Genomic DNA, 25,639 nt, shown 5'->3' with positions numbered 1-25,639 from the left:
AGGGAAAAGTTATGGGAATAAAAAATTTAATCAATAAGGCTGGAGCTAAAGCTGCAGACAAATTAGCAAAATTATCTGCCTTGAGTCCAGAGCAGCTAAAGGCTGTCGAGGAGCAAAAGGAAAAATATCTTGCAGATCAACCAGATATTAGTGATGAGGAATTTACTGGCAGACTATTGGCGTCATGTGGCGTTGAGGTGTTTAACTCTTATTTAGAACAGATAAAAGAGCTGTATGTTCCTTTGGAAAATTCTGCTGAATATAACGAAGATTTCAATCCAGCATATAATGTCCGTTATTTTAATATAACGAAATGGGTTACAGATAAGCGAGAAAATAGTCTGGAAAAATTAGTAAATGTCTATGAAGTACTTTCTAATGAACGCTGCAATATTGCTCTAGTCTTTCATCGTACAGAGAATGATACGAAAGTCTATCTAGCAGTAATTAACACTGAGAATGCCAATGATAATGTCAATGTTGAGAATTATAAAAAGCGACTTCTAGAAGCTATAAAAGGAAATTTCCCTGGTTCAACAGTCAAAGAAGAGATTGGTCGCGGGCGTATACCTTGCTTGAATAATCAAAAATCATACTCTGTAGCAACAGTATCTAACCTTCCAACTGCGAAATCTGAAAAATTTATTAGCCAAACAATTGAAAAATTGATTGATGGTATCATTCCTGAGGGACCTAGTCAAGATTATAGCTTGATTCTTTTGGCGAGTCCGATTCAGGATGTAGAAAATCGCAAGTTGCGGCTTTCTGAATTATATTCTGCTTTAGCTCCTTTCGAGAAATGGCAGACTAGCTACACTTTCACTGAATCTGACGCAACGACTTCCATGGCAACTTTCGGAGTTAATATTGGAGCTAGTGCTGGGATTCAGCATGGCCAAAGTCAATCGACTAATCAATCCCTAGGGAAGACACAATCTAGCGGAGATTCAACGACAGATTCAAGTGGTCAGACTGACGGAACTAACAGCAGTCATACTAGTAGTAGCAACAAAGGTTCATCAGATTCTTTTGGAGGAGGAGTATCTGCTAGCGGAAATACAAAGCTCCCTTTTGTAGGTGAAGTAGAGCTTGGTGGTCATGCTGACTATAGTCATTCTATTTCTAAAGGCTCTTCTGTTTCCGATTCAACTGGCAAAACCTTCGCTAAGACAGTAGGAAAAGCTGTTACTAAAACTGCTGGTAGAGCTATCTCCGAAACTTTGGGAAAGACTGCGGGAGTTTCTCGAGCGGTAAATTTTGGTTCTAACATCGGAGCGAATTTTGCTCGTGCCTCAAATGTAACAGCTACGGTTGGTAAGAATGAAGGAATTAATCAGTTCTTTATGAATCACAATATTCATCATGCATTATCGGTTTTGGATGAACAGATGAAACGATTTGAAAAAGGAACTGCTCTGGGCATGTGGGAGTTTGCTGCTTATGTACTTAGCGAAGACCAAAATATCGCTAACAATGTCGCTCATACTTACCTAGCTCTGACTCAGGGAGAAGAGTCCTATATGAGTAAATCATCCGTTAATCTGTGGCGTGGTGATATGGGAGAGAGTAGTGCCGATACTCGAGAAATTGTTCACTATTTGAGGGATTTACGACATCCAATATTTGCATTGAATCCTAGTATTTTAGAAAATGATGCGACTTATTATGTCTATCCATCTATAGTTACTCCTACTGTTCCTTTGTCTGGTCAAGAATTAGCTTATTCTTTGAATTTTCCTCAAAAATCTATTCTAGGCCTGCCTATCATAGAATGTACAGAATTTGGTCGAAATATTGTTTCTTATGATTTGAGTGATAAATCTGAGCAAAACATCCGTTTAGGGAATATTTTTCATATGAACCGCGAGGAAAGGGTTTCGGTAGATTTATCTTTGAATTCTTTAACATCCCATGCTTTTATAACAGGAAGTACAGGATCTGGTAAGAGTAATACTATTTACCAGCTTTTAAACGAAGCAAGGGAAAATAATGTCAAATTTCTTGTTGTAGAGCCTGCAAAAGGGGAGTATAAACATGTCTTTGGTCAGGAAAAGGATGTAGCAGTATATGGAACGAATCCGAAATTAACTCCTTTGCTCAGATTGAACCCTTTTAGTTTTTCTAAGGAAATTCATATTTTAGAACATCTAGATCGTTTAATTGAAATTTTCAATGTGTGTTGGCCTATGTATGCTGCTATGCCAGCGGTCTTAAAAAAAGCAGTTGAAAAGTCGTACATAGATTGTGGATGGGATTTGCTTCAATCAAGAAATTCTTATGGTACAATTTATCCAACATTTGGAGACGTTGCTGAAAATATAAAAGAAATTATTGACTCAAGTGAGTATGATAGCGAAAATAAAGGCGCTTATAAAGGTTCTTTATTGACTAGAATTGAATCTTTAACAAATGGTATAAATGGAATCATTTTTTCTCAAGATGAACTATCTGAACAGCAATTATTTGATTCAAATGTGATTGTAGACCTAAGTCGGATTGGTTCTAGTGAGACTAAATCATTAATAATGGGAATATTAGTCTTAAAATTGCAAGAATATAGAATGTCTCAAGCAGAGATGAATTCTTCGCTTCGTCACCTAACAGTCTTGGAAGAAGCCCATAATCTATTAAAAAGAACTTCAACTGAACAGTCTTCAGAATCAAGCAACCTTCTTGGAAAAAGTGTTGAGATGCTCGCTAATGCTATTGCAGAAATGCGTACTTATGGAGAAGGGTTTATTATAGCTGATCAAGCACCAGGACTTCTAGATTTATCTGTTATCCGTAATACCAATACTAAAATTATAATGCGTCTTCCTGATTTCTCTGACCGAGAGCTGGTTGGTAGATCTGCAAATCTAAATGATGACCAAATTTTGGAATTAGCGAAATTACCGAAAGGAGTTGCAGCTGTTTATCAAAACGAATGGATTCAGCCGGTCTTGTGCAAGGTGGAGAAGTATGATAGTAGTCTCGAAAGTTATCAATATAGTCAAGAATCACTAAATGAATCAAAATCTTATTCAGATGTTTATTTGAGAATCAGTAAATTTTTGACTGGAAATGAAAAGATAGAGAATATAGATATTAAAAAACTAAGAGATGATTTGTTCGGAGCTCCTATCAGTGGCAAGTCTATTCATAAAATTTTAAGCTATCTTGATGAGCAGATTTACGAGGTAAAGATGCTTCAGGTTGCTCCAATTATTTCGGAGTTTTATCCGAGCCTTTTAGAAAAGGCGCGAGAAGTAAATCAAAAGAGTAAGGATAAAAGAACTATTACCTATGAAGTTGTTAATGAGTTCAATGGGCTAGTAGATGGACCAATCACTCAGCAAGAGCAATTAAATATTATTCAAGCAATTTTAACACAGCTATATGTTCACGAGCTAAATAACGATGCTGGTTTAGAAGAATGGAAACAACAGGGAGGTTTATTATGAGTATTGAAAGAACAAATCAGTCTGATTTAAAGCAGAGTATGACGAAAATAGAAAATGAGCATTCTTCTTTTAATCCTAATCAAAGGCTAGAAGTAAATAGGGAATCTGAATTAAAAGGTGAAGAGTCAGCTCTTCACGAAAAAACTCCGCTTAACCAGCATGATAAGCAAGAGCTAAAAACTGAGACAGGATGGTCAGAGAGTATTGTTGATAATATCCGCTGGAAAGAAGAGGCGGCTGTTTATAAAGGATTAAATGTAATCGAAAAAGATGTAAATGGCCGAGCCTGTTTCCAAAGAATAGATATTGACTATAAAATAACGGATGAATTCGGAAAAACTAATAAAGAGCGTATGCTTGAGGGAAAAGCTCCATTAATGGATGGCAAGCCAGTTGAGCTTCATCACATAGGACAGAAACAAGATTCTCCTTTGGCTGAATTAACTCATGATGAGCATAAGGGGAATTATAGACTATTACACGAAGTACCTCCACAAACATCACAGATTGATAGAAGTGTCTTTGCAAAAGAAAAAGCAAATTATTGGAAAATGAGAGGAGAAGAAATATAATGTCAAAAATTAGCGATGAATTGAAACTGATCTCAGGATTAGAAGCTACCAAAGGTGCGAACGATGAACAAATTTTAAAGGCTCAAAATAAGCTTACAATAAAATTTTCTACAGACTATATTGATTATTTAAGAGAGTTCGGAGTAGTAAATTTCTTTGGAACAGAATGGCAAGGTTTGAACGGACCGGAATATCTGAATGTTGTAAAATCAACTCTAGAGGCACGTGAAACATATCCGGACTTTCCAGTAAATATGTTTATTTTGGAAGATTTGGGATTTGATGGAATCCTAATTTTGTTAGATACTAACGGTTCTGTCTTTGAATGGCAATATGGCTCATGTAAAAAACTTTATTCCAATATGTCCGAATACTTAAAGGAGTGTGTTGCAAGAAAAGAGTAGATTTTTTTGATACTTCAATTATTTAGGGGGATAAAGGCTCTATATTTTAATTTAAAAACATACGTTGTTTTTATATGTTATATGGAAGCTCTAGTTTGTACTATTAGTGGGATTCAGATGAATGAATGCAATGGCTTACTGTTGCTCATTCTCTGGTTAAAGGATTTGTTATTCTTTTTAGAATAATTTGAAAGGGATTTTAATGAAAAAGTTTTTGGGGGAGAAGCAAACCCGTTTTGCTTTTAGGAAATTAGCTGTCGGGCTTGTTTCGGCTGCTATTTCTAGTTTGTTTTTTGTGTCTATCGTTGGGGTTGACTCTGTTCAAGCGCAGGAAAAGTTGAATGTACAATATAAATACGTGACAGATACTGAAATAACTCCGCAAGAAAAGGAGTTGATTGTAAGTGGATTTCCTAAAATGTCAGAAGGAAATGAGGAGACTTACTATCTTGTCTACAGGTTAAATTCAAATGTTGGAGCAAAAACGTTACCGAATACAGGCGACAATAACAATTCAAATACTATGATGACGGCTGGTCTGTTAACGATGATAGGATTAGTTGTTTTTGTTGTGTCAAAAAGAAAGGTTCAAAGTAAGTTCCTCTTGACTGTTTTGGTGGGAGCTGGTGTCGGAGGAGGCTTGATACTATCTGTCGATGCGCTGGAAAATGGGATCTTGCTACAGTATAATGCCGAATATCAAGTGTCGGCTGGGGATAGTCTGCCGTCACCAAGTGAAATCTCTGGCTATACCTATGTTGGCTACATAAAAGATGAATCGATTAAAAAATTATTAGACAATAAGATTCTTGATAGTCAACAAAATGCTAATCTAGATAAAGAAGTTTTAAACCAAAATAAGAAGTTAGATTATTCTGTTTCTTTTGATAAGAATGAATTGAAAAATCAAACGGTTGGCGTCAATACAATTGAGCCTCAAGATGAAGTCTTGTCTGGCCGAGTAGCTAAGCCAGAACTATTATATAAAGAAAAGACGATTGAAACTGAGATAGCCTTTGGAGAACAAATACAAGAGAATCCGGATTTAGCCGAGGGGACTGTAAGAGTAAAACAAGAAGGCAAACTAGGCCGTAAAATCGAAGTCGTTCGGATTTTCACTGTAGATAATGCGGAAGTTTCTAGGGAAGTTCTTTCGACAAAAATAGAGGAAGCGACTCCTAAAATAGTGGAAAAAGGGACTAAAAAACTTGACGCGCCTAGCAACAAACCAGTAGCTTCTAACTTGGTTCAACCTGAGCAAGTCGCACCATTACCAGAGTACACAGGCGTCCAATCCGGTGCAATCGTTGAGCCCGAGCAGGTGGCTTCTTTGCCTGAGTATTCAGGTACACTATCTGGAGCCATCGTTGAGCCTGAACAAATTGAACCGGAGGTTGGAGGTGTCCAATCCGGTGCGATAGTAGAACCCGAACAAGTCACTCCGTCTCCTGAATACACTGGTGTTCAATCCGGTGCGGTAGTCGAGCCTGAGCAAGTCGCTCCATTGCTTGAATACACTGGTGTTCAGGCAGGTTCAGTAGTGTCACCTGAACAAGTGACTCCCTTACCAGAGTACACAGGAACTCAATCCGGTGCGGTAGTTTCACCTGAACAAGCGGCACCATTACCAGAGTATACGGGAACTCAATCCGGTGCGTTAGTAGCTCCTGAGCAAGTTACACCATTACCAGAGTATACGGGAACTCAATCCGGTGCGGTAGTCGAACCTACGCAAGTGACACCATTACCGGAATACACAGGCACACAATCAGGAGCAATCGTAGAACCCGAACAAGTGTCTTCATTACCAGAATACACAGGACCTCAAGCAGGAGCCATAGTTGAGCCTGAGCAGGTAGAGCCTCCGCAAGAGTATACTGGAAACATCGCACCAGCAGCGCCAGAAGCGGAAAATCCTGCTGAAAAAGCTCAAGAGCCAAAAGAGCAGAAGCAAGAACCAGAAAAGAATATCGAGCTAAGAAATGTATCTGATGTAGAGCTGTATAGTCTAACTGATGGAAAATACAAACAACACGTTTCTCTGGATGCAATTCCGAGCAATCAAGACAATTATTTCGTGAAGGTCAAATCTTCTAAGTTTAAAGATGTTTTCTTGCCGATTTCTTCAATAGTCGATAGCACGAAAGATGGTCAGCCAGTTTATAAAATTACAGCAAGTGCTGAAAAATTAAAACAGGACGTTGACAATAAGTACGAGGAGAATTTTACTTTCTATCTAGCCAAAAAGGCAGAGAAAGAAGTTACAAACTTTACGTCCTTTAGTAACCTGGTTCAAGCTATAAATAATGATCTTGGCGGAAATTATTATTTAGGTGCTAGCCTGAATGCTAATGAGGTCGAACTAGAAAATGGCGCTAGCAGTTATATAAAGGGCAGATTTACTGGTAAGCTCTTTGGCAGCAAAGACGGAAAAAATTATGCTATTTATAATTTGAAGAAGCCTTTATTTAACACTTTGAGAGCTGCTACTGTAGAAAATCTGACTCTTAAAGATGTGAATATCTCTGGGAAAACTGATATTGGGGCCCTTGCAAATGAAGCCAATAATGAAACAAGGATTAACAATGTTCATGTAGATGGTGTTCTGGCTGGCGAACGTGGCATTGGTGGCTTGGTGTGGAAGGCTGATAATTCTAAGATTACAAACAGCAGTTTCAAGGGAAGAATTGTCAACTCCTATGAAACGAGGTCACCATACAATATCGGAGGCCTGGTAGGTCAACTGACTGGCATCAATGCAGTAGTTGATAAGTCAAAAGCTACGATTGCCATCTCGTCAAATGCGGATAGTACAAACCAAACTGTCGGCGGCCTTGCAGGTCTTGTCGAGAAAGATGCGCTTATCAGCAATAGTTACGCTGAGGGCAACATTAATAATGTGAAGCGCTTTGGAAGCGTTGCTGGTATAGCTGGCTACTTATGGGATAGAGATTCTAGCGAAGAGAGACACGCTGGAAGATTGCATAATGTTCTTAGTGATGTCAATGTTATGAACGGGAATGCGATTAGTGGTTATCACTATCGAGGAATGAGGATAACTGACTCATATAGCAACAAAGATAACAGAGTCTACAAAGTGACTCTTGAAAAAGATGAGGTTGTGACCAAGGAATCTCTTGAAGAGAGAGGAACAATCCTTGATGCTTCTCAAATCGCAAGTAAGAAATCTGAAATCAACTCTCTTTCTGTACCGACTGTTGAACCCCTACTGACTAGCACTAATAAAGAAAGTGATTTTTCTAAGGTTGAAGACTATCAAGCCAGTCGAGCTTTAGCATATAAGAATATAGAAAAATTACTGCCGTTTTATAATAAGGCAACCATTGTCAAATACGGTAATCTGGTAAAAGAAGATAGCGCTTTGCATGAAAAAGAAGTCCTATCTGCAGTCATGATGAAGGATAATGAAGTAATTACAGATATTGCTTCCCATAAAGAGGCGGCTAATAAGCTCTTGCTGCACTATAAGGATCATTCATCTGAAATACTAAATATCGCCTACCAATCTGATTTTAGTAAGTTAGCAGAATATAGTGTAGGCGATACAGGTCTCATCTATACGCCGAATCAATTCTTGCATAATCATAATTCAATCATTAATGAAGTTTTGCCTGATTTGAAAGCGGTAGATTATGGTTCTGATGCTGTAAGAAATGTATTAGGTATTTCTTCAGGCGTTTCACTGACGGAATTATACTTAGAAGAGCAGTTCGCCAAAACGAAGGAAAATCTAGCAAATACACTGGAAAAACTGTTGTCTGCTGATGCAGTCATTGCCAGCGAAAATCAAACGATTAATGGTTACGTCGTAGATAAAATCAAACGCAATAAGGAAGCCTTGCTTCTAGGTTTGACCTATTTAGAACGCTGGTACAACTTTAACTATAGTGACGTCAATGTCAAAGACTTAGTCATGTACCACATGGATTTCTTTGGTAAGGGCAATGTGTCACCGCTAGAGACAATCATTGAATTAGGTAAATCTGGCTTTAACAATCTTCTGGCCAAGAACAACGTAGATGCTTATAGTATTAGCATTGCAAACAATAATGGAACAAAAGATCTGTTCAGCGCGCTTGCCAATTACCGCGAAGTATTTTTACCAAACAAAACAAATAATCAATGGTTCAAAGAGCAAACCAAGGCTTATATCGTTGAAGAAAAATCAACTATTGATGAGGTGAGGGTCAAACAAGAGCAAGTTGGTAGCAAGTATTCTATCGGGGTCTATGATAGAATTACCAGCGACACTTGGAAATACCGAAATATGGTCCTACCTTTGCTGACAATGCCTGAAAGATCGGTCTTTGTCATATCGACTATATCCAGTCTTGGCTTTGGCGCCTATGACAGATATAGAAATAATGAGCACAGAGCAGGAGCAGAACTCAATAAGTTTGTTGAGGATAATGCTCAGGAAACCGCAAAACGTCAACGCGATCATTATGATTATTGGTATAGAATATTAGACGAGCAGGGCCGTGAAAAGCTCTATCGAAATATCTTGGTCTATGATGCTTATAAGTTCGGTGATGATACTACTGTTGGCAAGGCTACAGTGGAGGCGCAATTTGACAGTTCTAATCCAGCCATGAAGTACTTCTTTGGACCTGTTGGAAACAAGGTTGTACACAATAAGCATGGTGCTTATGCTACTGGAGACGGGGTTTACTACATGGGCTATCGGATGCTGGACAAGGACGGAGCCATTACCTATACCCATGAAATGACGCATGATTCTGATAATGAAATCTATTTAGGCGGATATGGAAGAAGAAGCGGTCTTGGTCCAGAATTCTTCGCCAAGGGCTTGTTGCAAGCGCCGGATCATCCAGATGATGCGACAATCACGGTCAACTCCATTCTCAAATATGACAAGAAAGATGCGACTGAAAAATCACGTTTGCAAGTCCTTGATCCAACTGAACGATTCCAAAATTCGGATGATCTGAAAAATTATGTTCACAATATGTTTGATGTCATTTATATGTTGGAGTACCTAGAAGGGATGTCAATCGTTAACCGTCTGTCTGATGTGCAGAAAGTGAACGCTCTGAGAAAAGTCGAGAATAAATATGTCCGAGATGCTGATGGAAATGATGTTTACGCAACGAATGTGATAAAAAATATTACAATGGCAGATGCGCAAAAATTAAATTCATTCGACAGTCTCATTGAAAATGATATTCTTTCAGCGCGTGAGTACAAAAATGGTGATGTAGAAAGAAACGGCTACCATACGATTAAACTCTTCTCACCGATTTATTCTGCTTTAAGCAGTGAAAAAGGAACGCCTGGAGATCTTATGGGACGGCGTATGGCTTATGAACTTCTGGCAGCCAAAGGCTTCAAAGATGGTATGGTTCCTTATATCTCTAATCAATATGAAGATGATGCCAAGCAAAACGGGAAAACAATCAGTATCTATGGTAAGTCCAGAGGTCTGGTAACAGATGACTTGGTTTTACACAAGGTCTTCGATGGTCAATTTAATAATTGGACTGAGTTTAAGAAGGCTATGTATGAGGAACGGAAAAACAAGTTCGACAGCTTGAACAAGGTCACATTTGATGATACGAGACAACCGTGGACAAGTTATGCTACTAAGACTATTAGTACCGTGGGAGAGTTGCAGGCATTAATGGATGAAGCAGTGCTCAAAGATGCAAATGATAATTGGTATTCTTGGAGTGGCTATAAACCAGAATATAACAGTGCTGTCCACAAGCTTAAAAAAGCAGTCTTCAAAGCTTACCTCGATCAAACCAATGATTTCAGAACATCAATCTTTGAAAACCAGAAGTGATTGGTTTGAGTATGTCAACTAGTCTGCAAAGTTGCAAGTCTGAAATGTTAGGGCAGAGCTTGAATTGCTCTCAGATTCACACCTTCTTGTAGAAAAGAAATGACAAACCTAGTGAAAACTAGGTTTGTTTTTCTACATAAGTCATGCAATTAAAACTGTAGCCAGTCTGCTTTCGGGCAGTTTGCTGCTGACAGTCATTTATGAGGCTGATGATAAGCAGAAAAAAGTCTGAATGACCTTTACCCTCCTTCATATTTTTGTTATAATATTCATATTAAGGCGTGCATTTGCGCGCTCTTTTCTGTGTTTAGAAAGCACTTGGGTGCTTTAGAGTGAGTTATTTTTGAATAGATGGTGAAGGAGGAATTATGTTATACATTTGGTCTTATTTGAAGAGATATCCTAAGTGGCTGGTCTTGGATTTTGTAGCGGCAATCTTTTTTGTGATTGTCAATCTAGGGTTGCCAACGGTGCTGGCTCGGATGATTGATGAGGGAATCAATCCTAAGCAGACAGATCGGCTCTTTTTCTGGGCTTGGGTCATGTTTGGCGTTATTATCTTAGGAGTGCTGGGGCGAATCGTTCTGGCTTATGCGGCTGGGAAGCTAACGACGACCATGGTGCAGGACATGCGCAATGATCTCTATGCCAAGCTGCAAGAGTATTCTCATCATGAGTATGAGCAAATCGGTGTGTCCTCTTTGGTCACGCGCTTGACCTCGGATGCTTTTGTACTCATGCAGTTTGCAGAGCAAACCCTGAAAATGGGTGTCATTACTCCCATGATGATGCTGTCCAGTATTCTCATGATTTTTCTGACCAGCCCATCTCTAGCCTGGATTGTAGCTGTTTCAGTGCCTTTCTTGGCTGTCGTTGTCATTTATGTGGCGGTTAAAACCAAGCCCTTGTCTGAAAAGCAGCAGAAGACCCTTGATAAGATTAACCAGTATGTGAGGGAAAATCTGACTGGTCTGCGTGTTATACGAGCTTTTGCAAGAGAGGAATTTCAAGAGAAGCGTTTTGCTGACGAAAATGAGGTCTATGCGCAAAACTCCAATAAGCTCTTTAAGCTGACTGGTCTGACAGAGCCACTCTTTGTGCAGATTATTATTGCGATGATTGTGGCCATTGTCTGGTTTGCCCTAGACCCTTTGCGGGACGGCAGTCTTGAAATCGGAAATCTCGTTGCCTTTATCGAATACAGCTTCCACGCGCTGCTGTCCTTCCTCTTCTTGGCCAATCTCTTTACCATGTATCCACGGACGGCGGTATCGAGTCAGCGGCTCAAGGAGGTTATGGACATGCCTATTTCTATCAATCCTAATGAAGATGGTATAACCGAGACAGATACGCAGGGGTATCTGGAGTTCGACAATGTAACCTTCGCTTATCCGGGTGAGACGGAGAGTCCTGTGCTGCATAATATTTCCTTCAAGGCTAAGCCGGGTGAGACTATTGCCTTTATCGGTTCAACTGGTTCTGGTAAGTCTACACTGGTGCAGCTGATTCCGCGCTTTTACGATGTAACACTAGGTAAGATTTTAGTGGACGGTGTGGACGTCCGTGAATACAATCTAAAGGCTTTGCGTCAGAAGATTGGCTTTATCCCGCAAAAGGCTCTGCTATTTACCGGAACCATCGCAGAAAACCTACGCTACGGAAAGGAAGAAGCCAGCCAAGAAGAGCTGAGTCAGGCGGCTGATGTTGCTCAAGCAAAGGACTTTATCGAGAGTCGGGAAGAGCGTTTTGAGACTCATCTGGCCGAGGGAGGTAGCAATCTATCCGGAGGACAGAAGCAGCGGCTTTCTATCGCCCGCGCGGTGGTCAAAAAGCCGGAAATTTATATCTTTGACGACTCTTTTTCTGCTCTGGATTACAAGACGGATGCGGTGCTGCGTCGTCGTCTCAAAGAAGTGACAGGTCGGGCAACGGTGCTGATTGTAGCCCAGCGGGTGGGAACTATCATGGACGCTGACCAGATTATTGTCTTGGATCAGGGCGAAATCGTCGGACGCGGCAAGCACGAAGAGCTGATGGAAACTAATGATATTTATCGTGAAATTGCAGATTCTCAGCTGAAGAATCAAGCTTTGACAGAGGAATAGAAAGGAGACTGACATGAAAAACACATCAAGTTTTGCTCGCCTGTGGAGCTACCTAAAAGTTTATAAATTTGCAGTCGCCTTTGCGATCTTCCTCAAAATCCTCAGCGTCGTTATGAGTGTCGTCGAGCCCTTTGTCTTAGGTCTAGCCATTACTGAACTGACAAATAATTTGCTGGATATGGCTAAAGGGGTGGCTGGCGCCCAAATTAATGTGTCTTATGTCGGCTGGGTCATGATCTTGTATTTTGTGCGGGCGATAATTTATGAAATCGGTTCTTACTATTCTAATTACTTTATGACCAATGCAGTGCAGGCTACCATTCGTGACTTGCGCGATGAACTTAGTCATAAGATTAATCGCATCCCCGTTTCTTACTTTGACAAGCATCAGTTTGGTGATTTGCTAGGGCGTTTTACAAGCGATGTCGAAGCTGTTTCAAGCGCTTTGCAGCAGTCCTTTCTGCAGGTTATCAATGCAGTCTTCACTCTGATTTTAGTCATCGTCATGGTATTGGTTCTCAATCTGCAGTTAGGTATCATTGTGGTAATCTCGATTCCGATTACCTACCTTAGTGCTCGCTTTATCGTGAAGAAATCCCAGCCTTATTTTAAACAGCAGGCAGATGTACTGGGGGCTATGAATGGCTTTGTTCAGGAAAATCTGACAGGTTTTAATATCTTGAAGCTCTATGTCAGAGAAGAAAGTTCGCAGGAGGATTTTCGACAAATTACGCAAAAACTGCAGAAAGTAGGTTTTAAGGCCAGCTTTATTTCTGGTTTGATGATGCCTGTTTTGAATGTTATTTCAGATCTGACCTACCTCTTGCTGGCTCTGCTGGGCGGTCTTCAGGTTATCGCAGGGCGCCTGACAGTCGGGAATATGCAGGCTTTTGTTCAATATGTCTGGCAGATTAATCAACCTATTCAAAATCTAACTCAGCTGGCTGGTCAGTTGCAGAGTGCCAAGTCTTCTTTAGATAGAATTTTCCAAGTGCTGGACGAAGCAGACGAAGTCAATGATGAGACAGAAAAGCTGGATCAAGATCTGACAGGCCAGGTTAGCTTCAAGGATGTGGACTTCCAGTATGTAGCAGACAAGCCGCTCATTCGGAATTTCAATCTGGAAGTCAAACCTGGAGAAATGGTCGCCATTGTTGGTCCGACTGGTGCTGGTAAGACCACGCTGATTAATCTTCTTATGCGTTTCTACGATGTGACCAAAGGCGCGATTACAGTTGATGGACATGACATTCGCCAACTTTCCCGTCAGGACTACCGTAAACAGTTCGGTATGGTGCTGCAGGATGCTTGGCTTTACGAAGGGACTATCAAGGAAAACCTTCGTTTTGGCAATCTGCAAGCCACTGATGAAGAAATTGTAGAGGCAGCCAAGGCAGCTAATGTGGACCATTTTATCCGTACCTTGCCAGGCGGCTACAACATGGAAATGAACCAAGAATCAAGCAATATCTCGCTTGGTCAGAAGCAGTTGCTTACGATTGCGAGGGCTCTTTTGGCCAATCCTAAGATTCTGATTTTGGATGAAGCGACTTCGTCTGTCGATACACGGCTGGAGCTCTTGATCCAGAAGGCTATGAAGACACTCATGCAGGGCAGGACTAGTTTTGTCATTGCTCACCGACTGTCGACCATTCAGGAAGCGGATAAGATTTTGGTGCTCAAAGATGGTCAGATTATCGAGCAAGGCAATCATGAGAGTCTCTTGGTAGATAAAGGATTCTATTATGACCTTTACCAGAGTCAATTTTCTAAAAAAGAGGAAGAAGTTTAAAAGGTTTGCTAAATCATTTGATAACTGCTAGAATATAAGCAAAGTGAGGTAGCAATGTCTTTAACCAGTCAAATTATTACAGCAGAATTTCCCGATTTGGATAAGGTTGAGGCCTTAAATCGCGAAGCTTTTCCTGTAGAGGAAAGGGTTCCTATCAGCGAATTTCTTCGTTATACAAACGATAAGCAGTCTCATTTCTTCGCCTTCTACAATGAGGAAGAATTTGTAGGTTTTGCTTTTGCAGTTTATAACGAAAAAATGTTCTATGTCAGCTTCTTTGCGATTATGCCGCACCTTCGCAGCCATGGCTATGGGGGAGAAATTATTCATAAACTGACAGAGTTTTATCAAAAGACCATGGTTCTAGAGGTAGAACGTGTCGATGAAGAATGTGACAATTTAGAGCAACGACAAGCACGTATGGACTTCTATAAGCGTAACGGCTTTCGAACGACCAATGCCTTTCTGGAATATGAAGGGTTAAGCTTTGAAATCTTGTATTTGGGACATCATTTTGATGAGGAGGCTTATCGAGATATTTTCCATATGCTGCAAGAGAAGAACTTCTTTGAATTTGAAATTAAGTACCGAAGATTTAGCGATGTGTAAATAGTGCTAAATGATTTATAGCCATTTTTAAAAGGTTGAGATAGGATGTCTCAACCTTTTTACTATGAAAAATCTCTTTTATTTTGTTTTGGATCTGGAAGGACAATATTGTATTTTTCTCGCATTCAGCAACAGTAGAGTATGTCTGCTTAAAGAAAGTAAACCATCAAAAAAGATAGAGATAGGTTAGCAAAATGTACGATTTAAAACAAATTTATTTATATCACTTTAAAATAAGCCTTAAATCTGTGGATAAGTCAGGGATTTGCTAAAAATCTTCAAAAATATTTCGATTTATTTCGTTTTTTAAACTAACTTACCGTGAAAAGTTAAAAGTGTTGCGGAGCGGGCTATTTACGTATATAATGATAAAGCATGAAAAATTAAAAAGGAGATTCTCGTGATTAAAAAAGGTGCCTTGACAGGTTTGCTCCTGTTTGGAATGTTTTTCGGTGCTGGAAACTTGATCTTCCCGCCTTCACTTGGAACATTATCTGGTCAGCATTTTTGGCCAGCTATTGCAGGATTTGTCCTGTCTGGGGTAGGGCTTGCTGTGCTGACTTTGATTATAGGAACGCTCAATCCCAAGGGCTATATCCACGAGATTTCTCAGAAGATTGCGCCTTGGTTTGCTATTGTCTATCTTGTAGCCTTGTATCTGTCAATCGGGCCCTTTTTTGCTATTCCGCGGACAGCGACAGTGGCCTATGAAGTTGGTATTGCTCCTATGCTGTCTAAAAATATGACCGGTATCGGATTGATTGTTTTCACGACACTTTACTTTGCGGCTGCTTACCTGATTTCTTTGAATCCATCTAAGATTTTGGATCGGATTGGACGTATTCTGACGCCTGTCTTTGCAGTTTTGATCATCATTTTAGTCATCCTAGGGGCTTTGAAATACGGCTCAAATGTTCCTCAGCAGGCTTCGCAAGCTTATTCTGCGTCAGCTTTTGGACAGGGCTTCTTGGAAGGTTATAATACTTTGGACGCCTTGGCTTCAGTGGCTTTCAGCGTTATTGCAGTAACGACTCTAAATCAGCTAGGCTTCAAGAATAAAAAGGAGTATGTTTCAACCATCTGGGTTGTTGGTTTGATGGTAGCGTTGGGCTTTAGCGCCATGTATATCGGTTTGGCTTTTCTAGGCAATCATTTCCCAGTTCCAGCTGAGATTATTGCCAAAGGCAATCCAGGTGTTTATGTTCTATCGCAGGCAACTCAGGCTATCTTTGGATCTACAGCACAGATTTTCCTTGCAGCTATGGTTACTGTGACATGCTTTACAACAACTGCAGGACTTATTGTATCGACTGGGGAATTCTTCCATAAAACTTTCCCTAAGGTATCTTATAAAGTGTACGCAACTGTCTTTACTTTGATTGGGTTTGCGATTGCTAATCTTGGGCTTAATGCTATTATTCAATATTCTGTTCCAGTCTTGCAAATTCTCTATCCAATTACCATTGTTATCGTACTGATTGTCATCGTCAATAAATTCTTGCCACTGTCCAAAATCGGCATGCAAATGACGGTGGCAGCAGTGACTCTGATTTCCTTTGCGGGTATTCTTGGGCAGCAGTTCCATATTACAAAGGTAAGTGATATGGTAAATGCCCTTCCGTTTGCTCGGGCTTCCCTGCCTTGGTTGGTGCCGGCTCTTGTTGGAATCCTGCTTTCTCTCTTTTTGCCAAATAAGCTAAAGAGTGAGCGTTTTGAGATGGAGAACTAATAGATAACATCCGCCACAATATGGTGGATTTTTTTGACTCATTGTCAATTGTAGTAGGGAATTTATGGCGAAGGAATTCAAGCTGTTTTTTTATGAGCAATAGGACAATATAATCATTTTATAAGATAGATTTAAGAAAAATTTTAACTTTTTCTTAACCATTTTTAATCTTAGGAGATTATACTAAAGTCATAAAAAAACAAACCTAAAGGAGAATCTTATGAAATTCAATTCAAATCAAAAATATACCCGCTGGTCAATTCGTCGTTTAAGCGTGGGTGTGGCTTCCGTTGTTGTTGCCAGTGGTTTCTTTTTGCTAGTTGGTCAACCAAATACCGTACATGCAGATGATCTCACTTCAACTCCTACTAAAGTTCTTCAAGAAGATTCGTCATTGTTAGAAAATAATAAGTTGCCAGAGACAGCTTTAAAAGAAGAAATGGATTCTGCTCTACCTGCAAATCAGTCAGCTCCTAAGGAAGAGGTTGATGAAACTATTTCTCTAGATAAGTCTAGCCTAGCTCCTAAGGAAGAAATGGTAAAACCAAAAAAAGAACAGACTATGGCAGAAGTTAGCAATCAAAAAGAAGAAGCTAAACCGGAGGCAACTCTTGTTGAAGTTTCAAACCAAGATCGTGAAGCGACCACTTCTCAATCGGTAACGACTCCAGATGAAGTTAGAAAAGGAGTTGAAGAAAATACTAAGGACTCGGTAGATGTTCCGGCCAGCTACTTAGAAAAAGCGAACGTTCCTGGTCCATTTTTGGCAGGTGTTAATCAAGTTATTCCGTATGAAGCTTTCGGTGGAGACGGCATGTTGACACGTCTCTTACTCAAATCTTCTGACAAGGCTCCTTGGTCAGACAATGGCAAAGCGAACAATCCAGCTCTCTTGCCACTTGAAGGCTTGGCGAAAGGTCAATACTTCTACGAAGTGGATTTGAACGGCAATACTACAGGTAAAGACGGACAAGCCCTTCTTGACCAACTTCGCATTAATGGCACTCATGCTTACCAAGCGACTGTCAAAGTCTATGGTGCCAAAGATGGTAAACCAGATTCGACCAATCTTGTAGCAACAAAAAATGTAACTGTTAGTTTAAATGGCCTTGTTTCAAAAGAATCAGTCAAAGACTCAGTCACTAAAAATATCAAAGACCATATTGATGTCCCAGCCAGCTATTTAGAAAAGGCAAACGTTCCTGGTCCATTCTTGGCAGGTGTTAATCAAGTTATTCCATATGAAGCTTTCGGTGGAGACGGCATGTTGACGCGTCTCTTACTCAAATCTTCTGACAAAGCTCCTTGGTCAGACAATGGCAAAGCGAACAATCCAGCCCTCTTGCCACTTGAAGGCTTGGCGAAAGGTCAATACTTCTACGAAGTGGATTTGAACGGCAATACTACAGGTAAAGACGGACAAGCCCTTCTTGACCAACTTCGCATTAATGGCACTCATGCTTACCAAGCGACTGTCAAAGTCTATGGCGCTAAAGATGGTAAACCAGATTTGACTAATCTTATCGCAACTCGCCAAGTAATAATTCGGCTGTATGGAAAAGAAATGTCTGCACAACCATATCAACAAGAACAAATGAATGTGAAACCTTCTACAACAGATTCTATGAGAACAGCTAAGGGTATGAAAGAAGTGGATCACCGTATAACTGATCTGAAGGAGAAACATCCCACTTCTAATCCGATGGCAGATATGGTGAAAAAAAATGATAAGCCTTCGTTACCAAAAACTGGTGAAGCCCAGACTTCTACAGCAACAATTGGTTTCTTTGGGCTAGCCTTGGCAGGAATTCTTGGCTTTCTAGGTTTGAAAGAAAGACAAAAAGATTAAGTAAGGTTCAAATCATTTAAAAATTACTAAAAATAGTGTTATACTAAAGCCAGTATAACACTGTTTTTATGAGGAGATTAGCAATGGGAAAGACAATTTTACTTGTTGATGATGAGATGGATATTCTGGATATCAAAAAGCGCTATCTTGTGCAGGCTGGCTACCAAGTTTTAGTGGCTCGAGATGGCGTGGAGGGATTAGAGCTTTTCAGAAAGAAATCTGTTGACCTGATCATCACGGATATTATGATGCCAAATATGGACGGCTATGACTTTATCAGTGAGGTTCAGTATATAGTACCTGATCAACCTTTTCTTTTTACAACGGCTAAGACCAGCGAGCAAGACAAAATTTACGGGTTGAGCTTAGGAGCAGATGATTTTATAGCCAAACCTTTTAGTCCACGCGAGCTAGTTCTAAGAGTCAATAATATTTTGCGCCGACTTCATCGTGGAGGTGAGATCGAACAAATTGAGCTCGGTGACTTGATGATGAATCATGTGGTTCATGAGGCTCGTATCGGGGAGTTTTTTTTGGAATTAACAGTGAAGTCCTTTGAATTGCTTTGGATTTTAGCTAGTAATCCTGAGAGAGTTTTTTCAAAGACGGAGCTTTATGAGAAGGTGTGGCAGGAAGACTTCGTGGATGATACCAATACACTTAATGTTCATATCCATGCTCTGAGACAGGAATTGACCAAGTATGCCAGTTCAAACACTCCTGCCATCAAAACTGTCTGGGGTCTTGGGTATAAAATGGAAAGATCACGAGGTGGAAAATGAAATTAAAAAGTTACATTCTAGTAGGGTACCTAATTTCTAGCCTACTAACGATTTTACTCGTTTTCTGGGCAGTCCAGCGAATGTTGATTGTAAAAAGCGAGATATATTTCCTAGTTGGAATGACATTGATTGCTAGTTTTATAGGAGCGGCAGTCAGTCTCTTTCTTTTATCGCCAGTATTTTCTTCCCTTCGGCATCTGAAAAAACAGGCTCAGAATATTGCTGACAAAGATTTTAGTGCAGAGATTGACGCCAAGGGCCCTATCGAATTTCAAGAGTTGGGTCAGGCTTTTAACGATATGTCGTATAATTTGCAAGAAACGTTTGAGTCGCTTGATGAAAGTGAACGAGAAAAAGGAATGATGATTGCCCAACTTTCTCACGATATTAAAACTCCCATTACCTCTATTCAGGCGACTGTGGAGGGGATTTTAGATGGAGTGATCGAAGAAGAGGAGCAGATTCATTACTTGACCACAATTAGCCGTCAGACAGAGCATTTGAATAAATTGGTGGAAGAATTGGATGTTTTGGCTCTTAATGCCCAGCCTCGAATAGAATCAGATGGAGAAGCTGAAATAGTCTTTCTAGACCAGCTATTGATTGAGGTCATGAGTGAATTTCAACTATTGATTGAGCGGGAGGAGCGGGACATCTACATTCAAGTGTCTCCCGAGTCAGCAAAAATTAAGAGTCATTACGATAAACTTTCCCGTATCTTGGTCAACTTGATAAATAATGCCTTTAAGTACTCCGACCCTGGAACTAAAATCGAGATAGAGGCTCAATTAACTGATCAAATCTTGACAATCAGTGTGAAGGATGAAGGACGGGGTATTGCTCCTGAGGATTTGGATAAGATTTTTAAACGCCTTTACCGTGTGGAAACTTCTCGTAATATGAAGACAGGTGGGCATGGTCTGGGCCTTGCTATTGCTCGTGAGTTGGCTCATCAGCTGGGTGGAGAAATAATGGTCGAAAGCCAGTGTGGCCTAGGAAGCACTTTTACATTTACTCTCAACTTAACATAAATCCACAATAAGTGATAAACATTTTTAACTCTTGATTTAGCAAAGATAAAACCAAATTCAAGTTTTTTCAAATCAATCTCCCTATTTTTAGGGGGATTTTTATTTTATACTAGAGTCAGAAATTGATAGAGAGGTTTTTGAAATGGCAACAAGTTTTTTGTTCTTTATTTCTGTTTTTCTGGCGGGGATTCTATCTTTTTTCTCGCCCTGTATTTTACCGCTTATGCCAGTCTATGTGGGGATTTTGCTGGATTCGGATCAGCCGAAAACGGTTCGGTTTATGGGAAAAGACATTTCCTGGTATGGTCTAGCTAAGACGCTCTGCTTTATAGCTGGCTTATCAACTGTATTCTTAGTTTTGGGCTACGGAGCTGGTGCTTTGGGGCAAGTCCTCTATGCCCCTTGGTTTCGCTATGTTCTGGGCGGGATTGTCATTCTACTGGGAATCCACCAGATGGGTCTTATTAACATTCAGCAGCTGCAAAAGCAAAAGAGCATCCAACTTAAAAAGAATAGTAAAAGAAGTGATTTTCTTAACGCTTTTCTCTTGGGTATTACCTTTAGCTTTGGTTGGACGCCCTGTGTAGGACCTGTTCTGAGTTCTGTCTTAGCTATTGCAGCTTCAGGAGGCAACGGCGCTCTTCAGGGAGGCTTGCTTATGTTGGTTTATACACTTGGATTAGCCCTTCCTTTTCTAGCCATGGCTTTGGCTTCTGGCTGGGTATTACAGCGCTTTGCGAAACTCAAACCTTATATGGGAACGCTTAAGAAAATCGGCGGTGCACTCATTATTCTCATGGGAATTTTGCTAATGCTTGGAAATCTAAACGTTTTAGCATCATTATTTGGATAAAAATTATATAATTAAAGGAGACACATCATGAAAAAAATCACTACACTTACAATCGCTGCACTTAGTATCTTTGTCCTAGCTGCCTGCTCTAATCAAAAATCAGATTCTGATATGAAGAAGATGGATGACAGTAGCATGATGAAGAAAGACGATATGAAGAAGGAGGATATGAAAGACTCCAGCATGTCTGATGATAAAATGAAAAAGGATGATATGAAGGATTCTTCTATGATGTCCGACAATAAGTCTGATATGAAAGATGATATGAAATCAAGTGATTCAAGCATGAAGGATGACATGAAAGATTCATCCGAAATGTCATCTGACAAATAAGAATTCCACCATAGGAAAGAAAGTCGTCAGTTTTGTCGGCTTTCTCCTTATTTTGAAAGGAAAGAAAACGATGAAGAAGTTATCGATATTGACTGTCAGTCTGCTTTGTGTCGGCTTTTTGGGAGCCTGTTCAAATCAGAAGATGAACTCGGAAGTTTCTAAAAATGATAAAAGTTCCATGACTAGCAAGTCAAATTCTAACCAAGCTACAAAAATGGCTAAGGACTTTAGTCTGCAAGGAGTAGATGGCAAGACCTACAAGCTGTCTGATTTCAAAGGTAAGAAAGTCTATCTAAAATTTTGGGCTTCTTGGTGTTCTATCTGTCTATCCACACTTGGAGATACCAATGATTTGGCTAAGGAGCAGTCAGGAAAAGATTATGTTGTCCTGTCGGTGGTGTCTCCGACTTTTAATGGAGAAAAGTCTGCTGATGATTTCAAGGAATGGTACAAGTCTTTGGATTACAAAGACTTCCCAGTTCTCATGGACACCAAGGGAGAATTGCTGAAAGAGTATGTTATACGCTCTTATCCATCTGCTCTTTTTGTTGGCAGCGATGGTTCACTTGCCAAGACACATATTGGCTACATGAGCAAGGAAGATATTGAGAAAACACTAAAGGAAATCAAGTAGAAAGGAGCAATAAACATGGAAGGAAAATGGAAAATTCTTCTGGTTATGCTTGGCTTGCTTGTCTGCTTTGGACTGGTCTATGTGATTGCGGGGAATGGTAAGCAATCATCTCCTGAGCAGATCAAGAAAGCCTCTATGAGCAAGACAGAGGCTGTATCCCAACAAAAGCAAGAAGACGTTAAGGAAGAGGACAAGCGGGAGATTTATCTTGCCGGTGGCTGTTTCTGGGGAGTAGAAGAATACTTTTCTCGCGTGCCTGGTGTAATTGATGCAGTGTCAGGTTATGCCAATGGTAAAGGTGATACAACCAAGTATGAATTGGTCTCTCAAACTGGTCACGCTGAGACTGTTCACATCACTTACAATGCCAAGAAAATTTCGCTAAAAGAAATTCTGCTTCACTATTTCCGCATCATTGATCCAACTTCTAAAAACAAGCAGGGAAATGATCAAGGCACCCAGTATCGAACAGGTGTTTATTATAAGGACGAAGCTGATCTTGATACTATTAATCAAGTCTTTGATGAGATTGCTAAGAAATATGATAAGCCTTTGGCTGTTGAAAAAGAACCTTTGAAAAACTTTATCAAGGCAGAAGATTATCATCAGGATTACCTAAAAAAGAATCCTAATGGATATTGCCATATTGATGTCAATCAAGCTGCTTACCCAGTTATCGAAGCTAGTCGCTATCCTAAGCCTAGCGATGAAGAGATTAAGGCTAAGCTTTCTCCAAAAGAATACGCAGTCACACAAAAGAATGACACAGAGCGGGCTTTTTCTAACCGCTATTGGGATAAGTTCGATGCTGGTATCTATGTGGATGTGGTGACGGGAGAGCCTCTCTTTTCATCAAAGGATAAGTTTGACTCAGGCTGCGGTTGGCCCAGCTTCACCCGTCCAATCAGTCCTGATGTTGCGACTTACAAGGAAGACAAGAGTTTCAATATGACTCGAACGGAAGTTCGTAGTCGGGTTGGAAATTCACATCTGGGTCATGTTTTCACTGATGGTCCTAAGGACAAGGGCGGCTTGCGCTATTGTATCAATAGTCTGTCAATCAAGTTCATTCCAAAAGCTGAGATGGAGGAGAAGGGCTACGGTTATCTTTTGGATTATGTTTAAGAGCATTTTGATTGAAAATTTGCTATAATAAATCCAGTATAAATAAGGAGTTGAATCTTGTGTATTCAATTATGATTGTAGAGGATGAGTATCTGGTAAGACAAGGGATTGCGTCCTTGGTAGACTATAAACAGTTTGGTATGCAAGTCATTGCCCAAGCTGAAAATGGAATAGAAGCTTGGCAGAAATTTCAGGAAAATCCTGCTGACATCCTGCTGACCGATATCAATATGCCCCAGATGAACGGCCTCGCACTGGCCAAGCTAGTCAGAGACCAGGCTCCTAAGTGCCATATCGTTTTTCTGACTGGATATGATGATTTTGACTATGCTCGGACGGCTATTAAGCTAGGTGCAGATGACTATCTTCTCAAGCCATTTTCCAAAGATGATGTTGAGGAAATGTTGGCCAAGCTGCAGACCAAGCTCGATAAAGAACGTAAAAAAGCACAGATTCAAAACTTGGTCGATCAGGGGCAACGCTCTGAGTTGGAAGAGGCTATTCACGCGCGTCTAGCTGATTCAGAATTAAGTCTGAAAAGTTTGGCTTTCCAATTAGGGTTTAGTCCGTCCTACCTAAGTGTTCTTATCAAAAAAGAACTAGGCTTGCCCTTTCAGGATTATCTGATCCAAGAGCGGATGAAAAAAGCCAAACTCTTACTCTTAACTACAGATTTGAAGATTTATGAAATAGCAGAACAGGTAGGTTTTGAAGATATGAACTATTTTTCTCAGCGCTTCAAGCAGGTGGTTGGGCTGACACCCCGGCAGTTTAAAAAAGGAGAGGAGAAATGAAACGATATCCGCTTCTTATCCAGTTGATTGTCTATATTTTTCTGCTGGTTCTTTTACTCTTGGGGGTTGTTGGGAGTCTTTATTATCAGACTAGCTCGGGGACTATTCGACAGCTGACAGAGCGGACGACGCGTAATAGTATGGAGCAAAGCGGCCAGTTCATTGCTTCCTATTTGCAAAAATTAAAGCAAACTACATCTACACTGAGTAAGGAAGAAACGATTCGGAAGTTTGCTCAGAATCAAGAAAACAGCGAAACGTCAGTTCAGTCTTTGATGAAAACCATTATTGAGACAGATCCGGATTTGGTGTCGGCAGTTTTGGTTACCAAGGACGGGCGCGTGGTATCGACAGATTCTCAAATCAGCATGCAGACATCTTCTGATATGATGAGTGAAAAGTGGTACCAGGAAGCTGTTCATACCAGAGCCATGCCTGTCTTGACTCCTGCTCGGAAAGAATCTCTGTCATCTGAGAAGGAGAAGTGGGTTGTTTCCGTCACTCAGGAAGTGGTGGATGACGCAGGGCAGAATCTGGGTGTTTTGCGTCTGGATATCGGCTATAACAGTCTCAAAGCCTATCTTGATCGGCTTCAGCTAGGCAAGAAAGGCTTTAGTTTTATTGTCAATAGCCAGCATGAATTTGTCTATCATCCTAAGAAGAGTGTTTATTCCTCTAGTCAGGAAATGAAAGCTATGCAGCCCTATATCTCGGTCAAGGACGGTTACGCAGACCAGAAACAGGCGTTTGTCTATCAGATTGATATCGCGGACAGCGACTGGACTTTAATTGGCGTCGCCTCATTAGAGCAATTGCAGATGCTTCAGTCACAGATGCTTTATTCTTTTGTGGGAATGGGCATTTTAGCACTCCTGTTGTGCTTGACTGGTATTTGGTTTGTTCTGCGTTTGTGGATTAAGCCTCTGCAGAATCTGCAGGCTGTCATTCTGAAGATTGGGGCAGGTGACTCAAATCTTCGGGCAGAAGCAAAGGGTTCTCCAGAGTTAGTTGACTTGGCTCAGCAGTTCAATAAAATGCTGGATCAGATTGAACAACTGATGGAAGCTGTCAAGACTGAAGAACAAAATGTTCGACGCTATGAGCTCCGAGCTCTCTCGGCTCAAATCAACCCCCATTTCCTTTATAATACCTTAGATACGATTGTCTGGATGGCTGAATTTAACGACAGCAAGCGTGTTGTCGAGGTAACAAAATCACTTGCTCAGTATTTCCGCTTGGCGCTTAATCAAGGGCATGAACAGATTTCTCTTAGAGATGAGATTAATCACGTTCGTCAGTATCTTTTCATCCAGAAGCAGCGCTATGGCGACAAGCTCCAATATGAGATTGAAGAGGATGGATCTATAGCTGATTATAAACTGCCCAAGCTGGTACTTCAGCCTTTGGTCGAAAATGCCATCTACCATGGCATCAAGGAAATTAACCGACATGGCATAATTCGGGTGACATCGGCAGCAGAAGAGGGGCAGCTGATATTATCTATCTATGATAACGGCCGAGGCTTTGATGTCAACGCCTCTATGGATGCGACTCTCCTTCGCTTAGGTGGTGTCGGTCTGAAAAATGTTGATCAACGCTTAAGATTGCAGTTCGGAGACGACTACCATATGGAAATCCAGTCCGAACCGGATAAATTTACCCAGATTAGTCTTTATTTGCCGCTAGTTACAGATGATTAGGTCTATTAAGTTTTAAAATATTCAAGCTGGTAGGATTTTCTCCGGCTTTTTACTGTT

General features: G+C 40.5%; 17 protein-coding genes. All 17 read left to right on the top strand.

What is annotated here, in order from left to right; all coding sequences use genetic code 11:
- Nucleotides 1-11: 11 nt before the first annotated feature.
- The 17 genes from J1C81_RS06410 to J1C81_RS06330 all read left to right on the top strand — a co-directional run bounded on the left by J1C81_RS06410 (nucleotide 12) and on the right by J1C81_RS06330 (nucleotide 25,582).
- Nucleotides 12-3,443, top strand: a complete 3,432-nt coding sequence (locus tag J1C81_RS06410) for an ATP-binding protein (RefSeq protein ID WP_002915291.1) — start codon at nucleotides 12-14, stop codon at nucleotides 3,441-3,443.
- Entirely contained in the window at nucleotides 3,440-4,015 is a 576-nt protein-coding gene (locus J1C81_RS06405) for an HNH/ENDO VII family nuclease (RefSeq protein WP_002915290.1), read from the top strand. Before J1C81_RS06410 ends, J1C81_RS06405 begins: the two co-directional genes overlap by 4 nt.
- A complete protein-coding gene (locus J1C81_RS06400; RefSeq protein ID WP_002915289.1) occupies nucleotides 4,015-4,419 on the top strand; it encodes an SMI1/KNR4 family protein in 405 nt (134 codons plus the stop codon). The genes J1C81_RS06405 and J1C81_RS06400 overlap by 1 nt, the downstream gene beginning before the upstream one ends.
- A 202-nt stretch (nucleotides 4,420-4,621) precedes the next feature.
- Complete coding sequence (locus tag J1C81_RS06395; protein WP_002915288.1) at nucleotides 4,622-10,246, top strand: ZmpA/ZmpB/ZmpC family metallo-endopeptidase; 5,625 nt, start codon at nucleotides 4,622-4,624, stop codon at nucleotides 10,244-10,246.
- Between the two features lie 368 nt (nucleotides 10,247-10,614).
- Nucleotides 10,615-12,351, top strand: a complete 1,737-nt coding sequence (locus J1C81_RS06390) for an ABC transporter ATP-binding protein (RefSeq protein ID WP_002915287.1) — start codon at nucleotides 10,615-10,617, stop codon at nucleotides 12,349-12,351.
- A 13-nt stretch (nucleotides 12,352-12,364) separates the two neighbouring features.
- Complete coding sequence (locus J1C81_RS06385) at nucleotides 12,365-14,143, top strand: ABC transporter ATP-binding protein (RefSeq protein ID WP_002915286.1); 1,779 nt, start codon at nucleotides 12,365-12,367, stop codon at nucleotides 14,141-14,143.
- A 54-nt stretch (nucleotides 14,144-14,197) separates the two neighbouring features.
- Nucleotides 14,198-14,752, top strand: coding sequence for a GNAT family N-acetyltransferase (locus tag J1C81_RS06380; RefSeq protein WP_002915285.1), 555 nt, complete (start codon nucleotides 14,198-14,200; stop codon nucleotides 14,750-14,752).
- A gap of 400 nt (nucleotides 14,753-15,152) precedes the next feature.
- Nucleotides 15,153-16,481, top strand: coding sequence for a branched-chain amino acid transport system II carrier protein (brnQ, locus tag J1C81_RS06375; RefSeq protein WP_002915284.1), 1,329 nt, complete (start codon nucleotides 15,153-15,155; stop codon nucleotides 16,479-16,481).
- A gap of 220 nt (nucleotides 16,482-16,701) precedes the next feature.
- On the top strand, nucleotides 16,702-18,330 hold the full coding sequence (locus tag J1C81_RS06370) for a YSIRK signal domain/LPXTG anchor domain surface protein (RefSeq protein ID WP_002915283.1): 1,629 nt from the start codon (nucleotides 16,702-16,704) through the stop codon (nucleotides 18,328-18,330).
- An 83-nt stretch (nucleotides 18,331-18,413) separates the two neighbouring features.
- Nucleotides 18,414-19,112, top strand: a complete 699-nt coding sequence (locus tag J1C81_RS06365; protein WP_032909722.1) for a response regulator transcription factor — start codon at nucleotides 18,414-18,416, stop codon at nucleotides 19,110-19,112.
- On the top strand, nucleotides 19,109-20,143 hold the full coding sequence (locus J1C81_RS06360) for a HAMP domain-containing sensor histidine kinase (protein ID WP_002915280.1): 1,035 nt from the start codon (nucleotides 19,109-19,111) through the stop codon (nucleotides 20,141-20,143). Before J1C81_RS06365 ends, J1C81_RS06360 begins: the two co-directional genes overlap by 4 nt.
- A gap of 142 nt (nucleotides 20,144-20,285) precedes the next feature.
- Nucleotides 20,286-20,996: a thiol-disulfide oxidoreductase-associated membrane protein CcdA2 gene (ccdA2, locus tag J1C81_RS06355; RefSeq protein WP_002915279.1), complete on the top strand. Its 711-nt coding sequence runs from the start codon at nucleotides 20,286-20,288 to the stop codon at nucleotides 20,994-20,996.
- Between the two features lie 27 nt (nucleotides 20,997-21,023).
- Complete coding sequence (locus J1C81_RS06350; protein WP_002915278.1) at nucleotides 21,024-21,329, top strand: hypothetical protein; 306 nt, start codon at nucleotides 21,024-21,026, stop codon at nucleotides 21,327-21,329.
- 70 nt (nucleotides 21,330-21,399) lie between these two features.
- Nucleotides 21,400-21,963: a redoxin domain-containing protein gene (locus tag J1C81_RS06345; protein ID WP_002915277.1), complete on the top strand. Its 564-nt coding sequence runs from the start codon at nucleotides 21,400-21,402 to the stop codon at nucleotides 21,961-21,963.
- Between the two features lie 15 nt (nucleotides 21,964-21,978).
- The gene (msrB, locus tag J1C81_RS06340; protein WP_002915276.1) at nucleotides 21,979-23,088 is read left to right on the top strand and encodes a peptide-methionine (R)-S-oxide reductase MsrB; all 1,110 of its coding nucleotides are present in this window, start codon (nucleotides 21,979-21,981) and stop codon (nucleotides 23,086-23,088) included.
- 59 nt (nucleotides 23,089-23,147) lie between these two features.
- Nucleotides 23,148-23,882, top strand: a complete 735-nt coding sequence (locus tag J1C81_RS06335) for a response regulator transcription factor (RefSeq protein ID WP_032909721.1) — start codon at nucleotides 23,148-23,150, stop codon at nucleotides 23,880-23,882.
- On the top strand, nucleotides 23,879-25,582 hold the full coding sequence (locus J1C81_RS06330) for a cache domain-containing sensor histidine kinase (RefSeq protein WP_002915274.1): 1,704 nt from the start codon (nucleotides 23,879-23,881) through the stop codon (nucleotides 25,580-25,582). The genes J1C81_RS06335 and J1C81_RS06330 overlap by 4 nt, the downstream gene beginning before the upstream one ends.
- Nucleotides 25,583-25,639: the final 57 nt, after the last annotated feature.

Origin of the sequence: Streptococcus sanguinis (genome assembly GCF_050225395.1) — a bacterium.
Taxonomy (GTDB): Bacteria; Bacillota; Bacilli; order Lactobacillales; family Streptococcaceae; genus Streptococcus.
The sequence above is the reverse complement of the archived record's forward strand: the minus strand, read 5'-3'. Positions and strand labels throughout refer to the sequence as shown.

Coding starts and splice junctions, on each gene's coding strand:
- J1C81_RS06410 (WP_002915291.1), top strand. CDS start 12: ATGGGAATAAAAAATTTAATCAATAAGGCTGGAGCTAAAGCTGCAGAC.
- J1C81_RS06405 (WP_002915290.1), top strand. CDS start 3,440: ATGAGTATTGAAAGAACAAATCAGTCTGATTTAAAGCAGAGTATGACG.
- J1C81_RS06400 (WP_002915289.1), top strand. CDS start 4,015: ATGTCAAAAATTAGCGATGAATTGAAACTGATCTCAGGATTAGAAGCT.
- J1C81_RS06395 (WP_002915288.1), top strand. CDS start 4,622: ATGAAAAAGTTTTTGGGGGAGAAGCAAACCCGTTTTGCTTTTAGGAAA.
- J1C81_RS06390 (WP_002915287.1), top strand. CDS start 10,615: ATGTTATACATTTGGTCTTATTTGAAGAGATATCCTAAGTGGCTGGTC.
- J1C81_RS06385 (WP_002915286.1), top strand. CDS start 12,365: ATGAAAAACACATCAAGTTTTGCTCGCCTGTGGAGCTACCTAAAAGTT.
- J1C81_RS06380 (WP_002915285.1), top strand. CDS start 14,198: ATGTCTTTAACCAGTCAAATTATTACAGCAGAATTTCCCGATTTGGAT.
- J1C81_RS06370 (WP_002915283.1), top strand. CDS start 16,702: ATGAAATTCAATTCAAATCAAAAATATACCCGCTGGTCAATTCGTCGT.
- J1C81_RS06365 (WP_032909722.1), top strand. CDS start 18,414: ATGGGAAAGACAATTTTACTTGTTGATGATGAGATGGATATTCTGGAT.
- J1C81_RS06360 (WP_002915280.1), top strand. CDS start 19,109: ATGAAATTAAAAAGTTACATTCTAGTAGGGTACCTAATTTCTAGCCTA.
- ccdA2 (WP_002915279.1), top strand. CDS start 20,286: ATGGCAACAAGTTTTTTGTTCTTTATTTCTGTTTTTCTGGCGGGGATT.
- J1C81_RS06350 (WP_002915278.1), top strand. CDS start 21,024: ATGAAAAAAATCACTACACTTACAATCGCTGCACTTAGTATCTTTGTC.
- J1C81_RS06345 (WP_002915277.1), top strand. CDS start 21,400: ATGAAGAAGTTATCGATATTGACTGTCAGTCTGCTTTGTGTCGGCTTT.
- msrB (WP_002915276.1), top strand. CDS start 21,979: ATGGAAGGAAAATGGAAAATTCTTCTGGTTATGCTTGGCTTGCTTGTC.
- J1C81_RS06330 (WP_002915274.1), top strand. CDS start 23,879: ATGAAACGATATCCGCTTCTTATCCAGTTGATTGTCTATATTTTTCTG.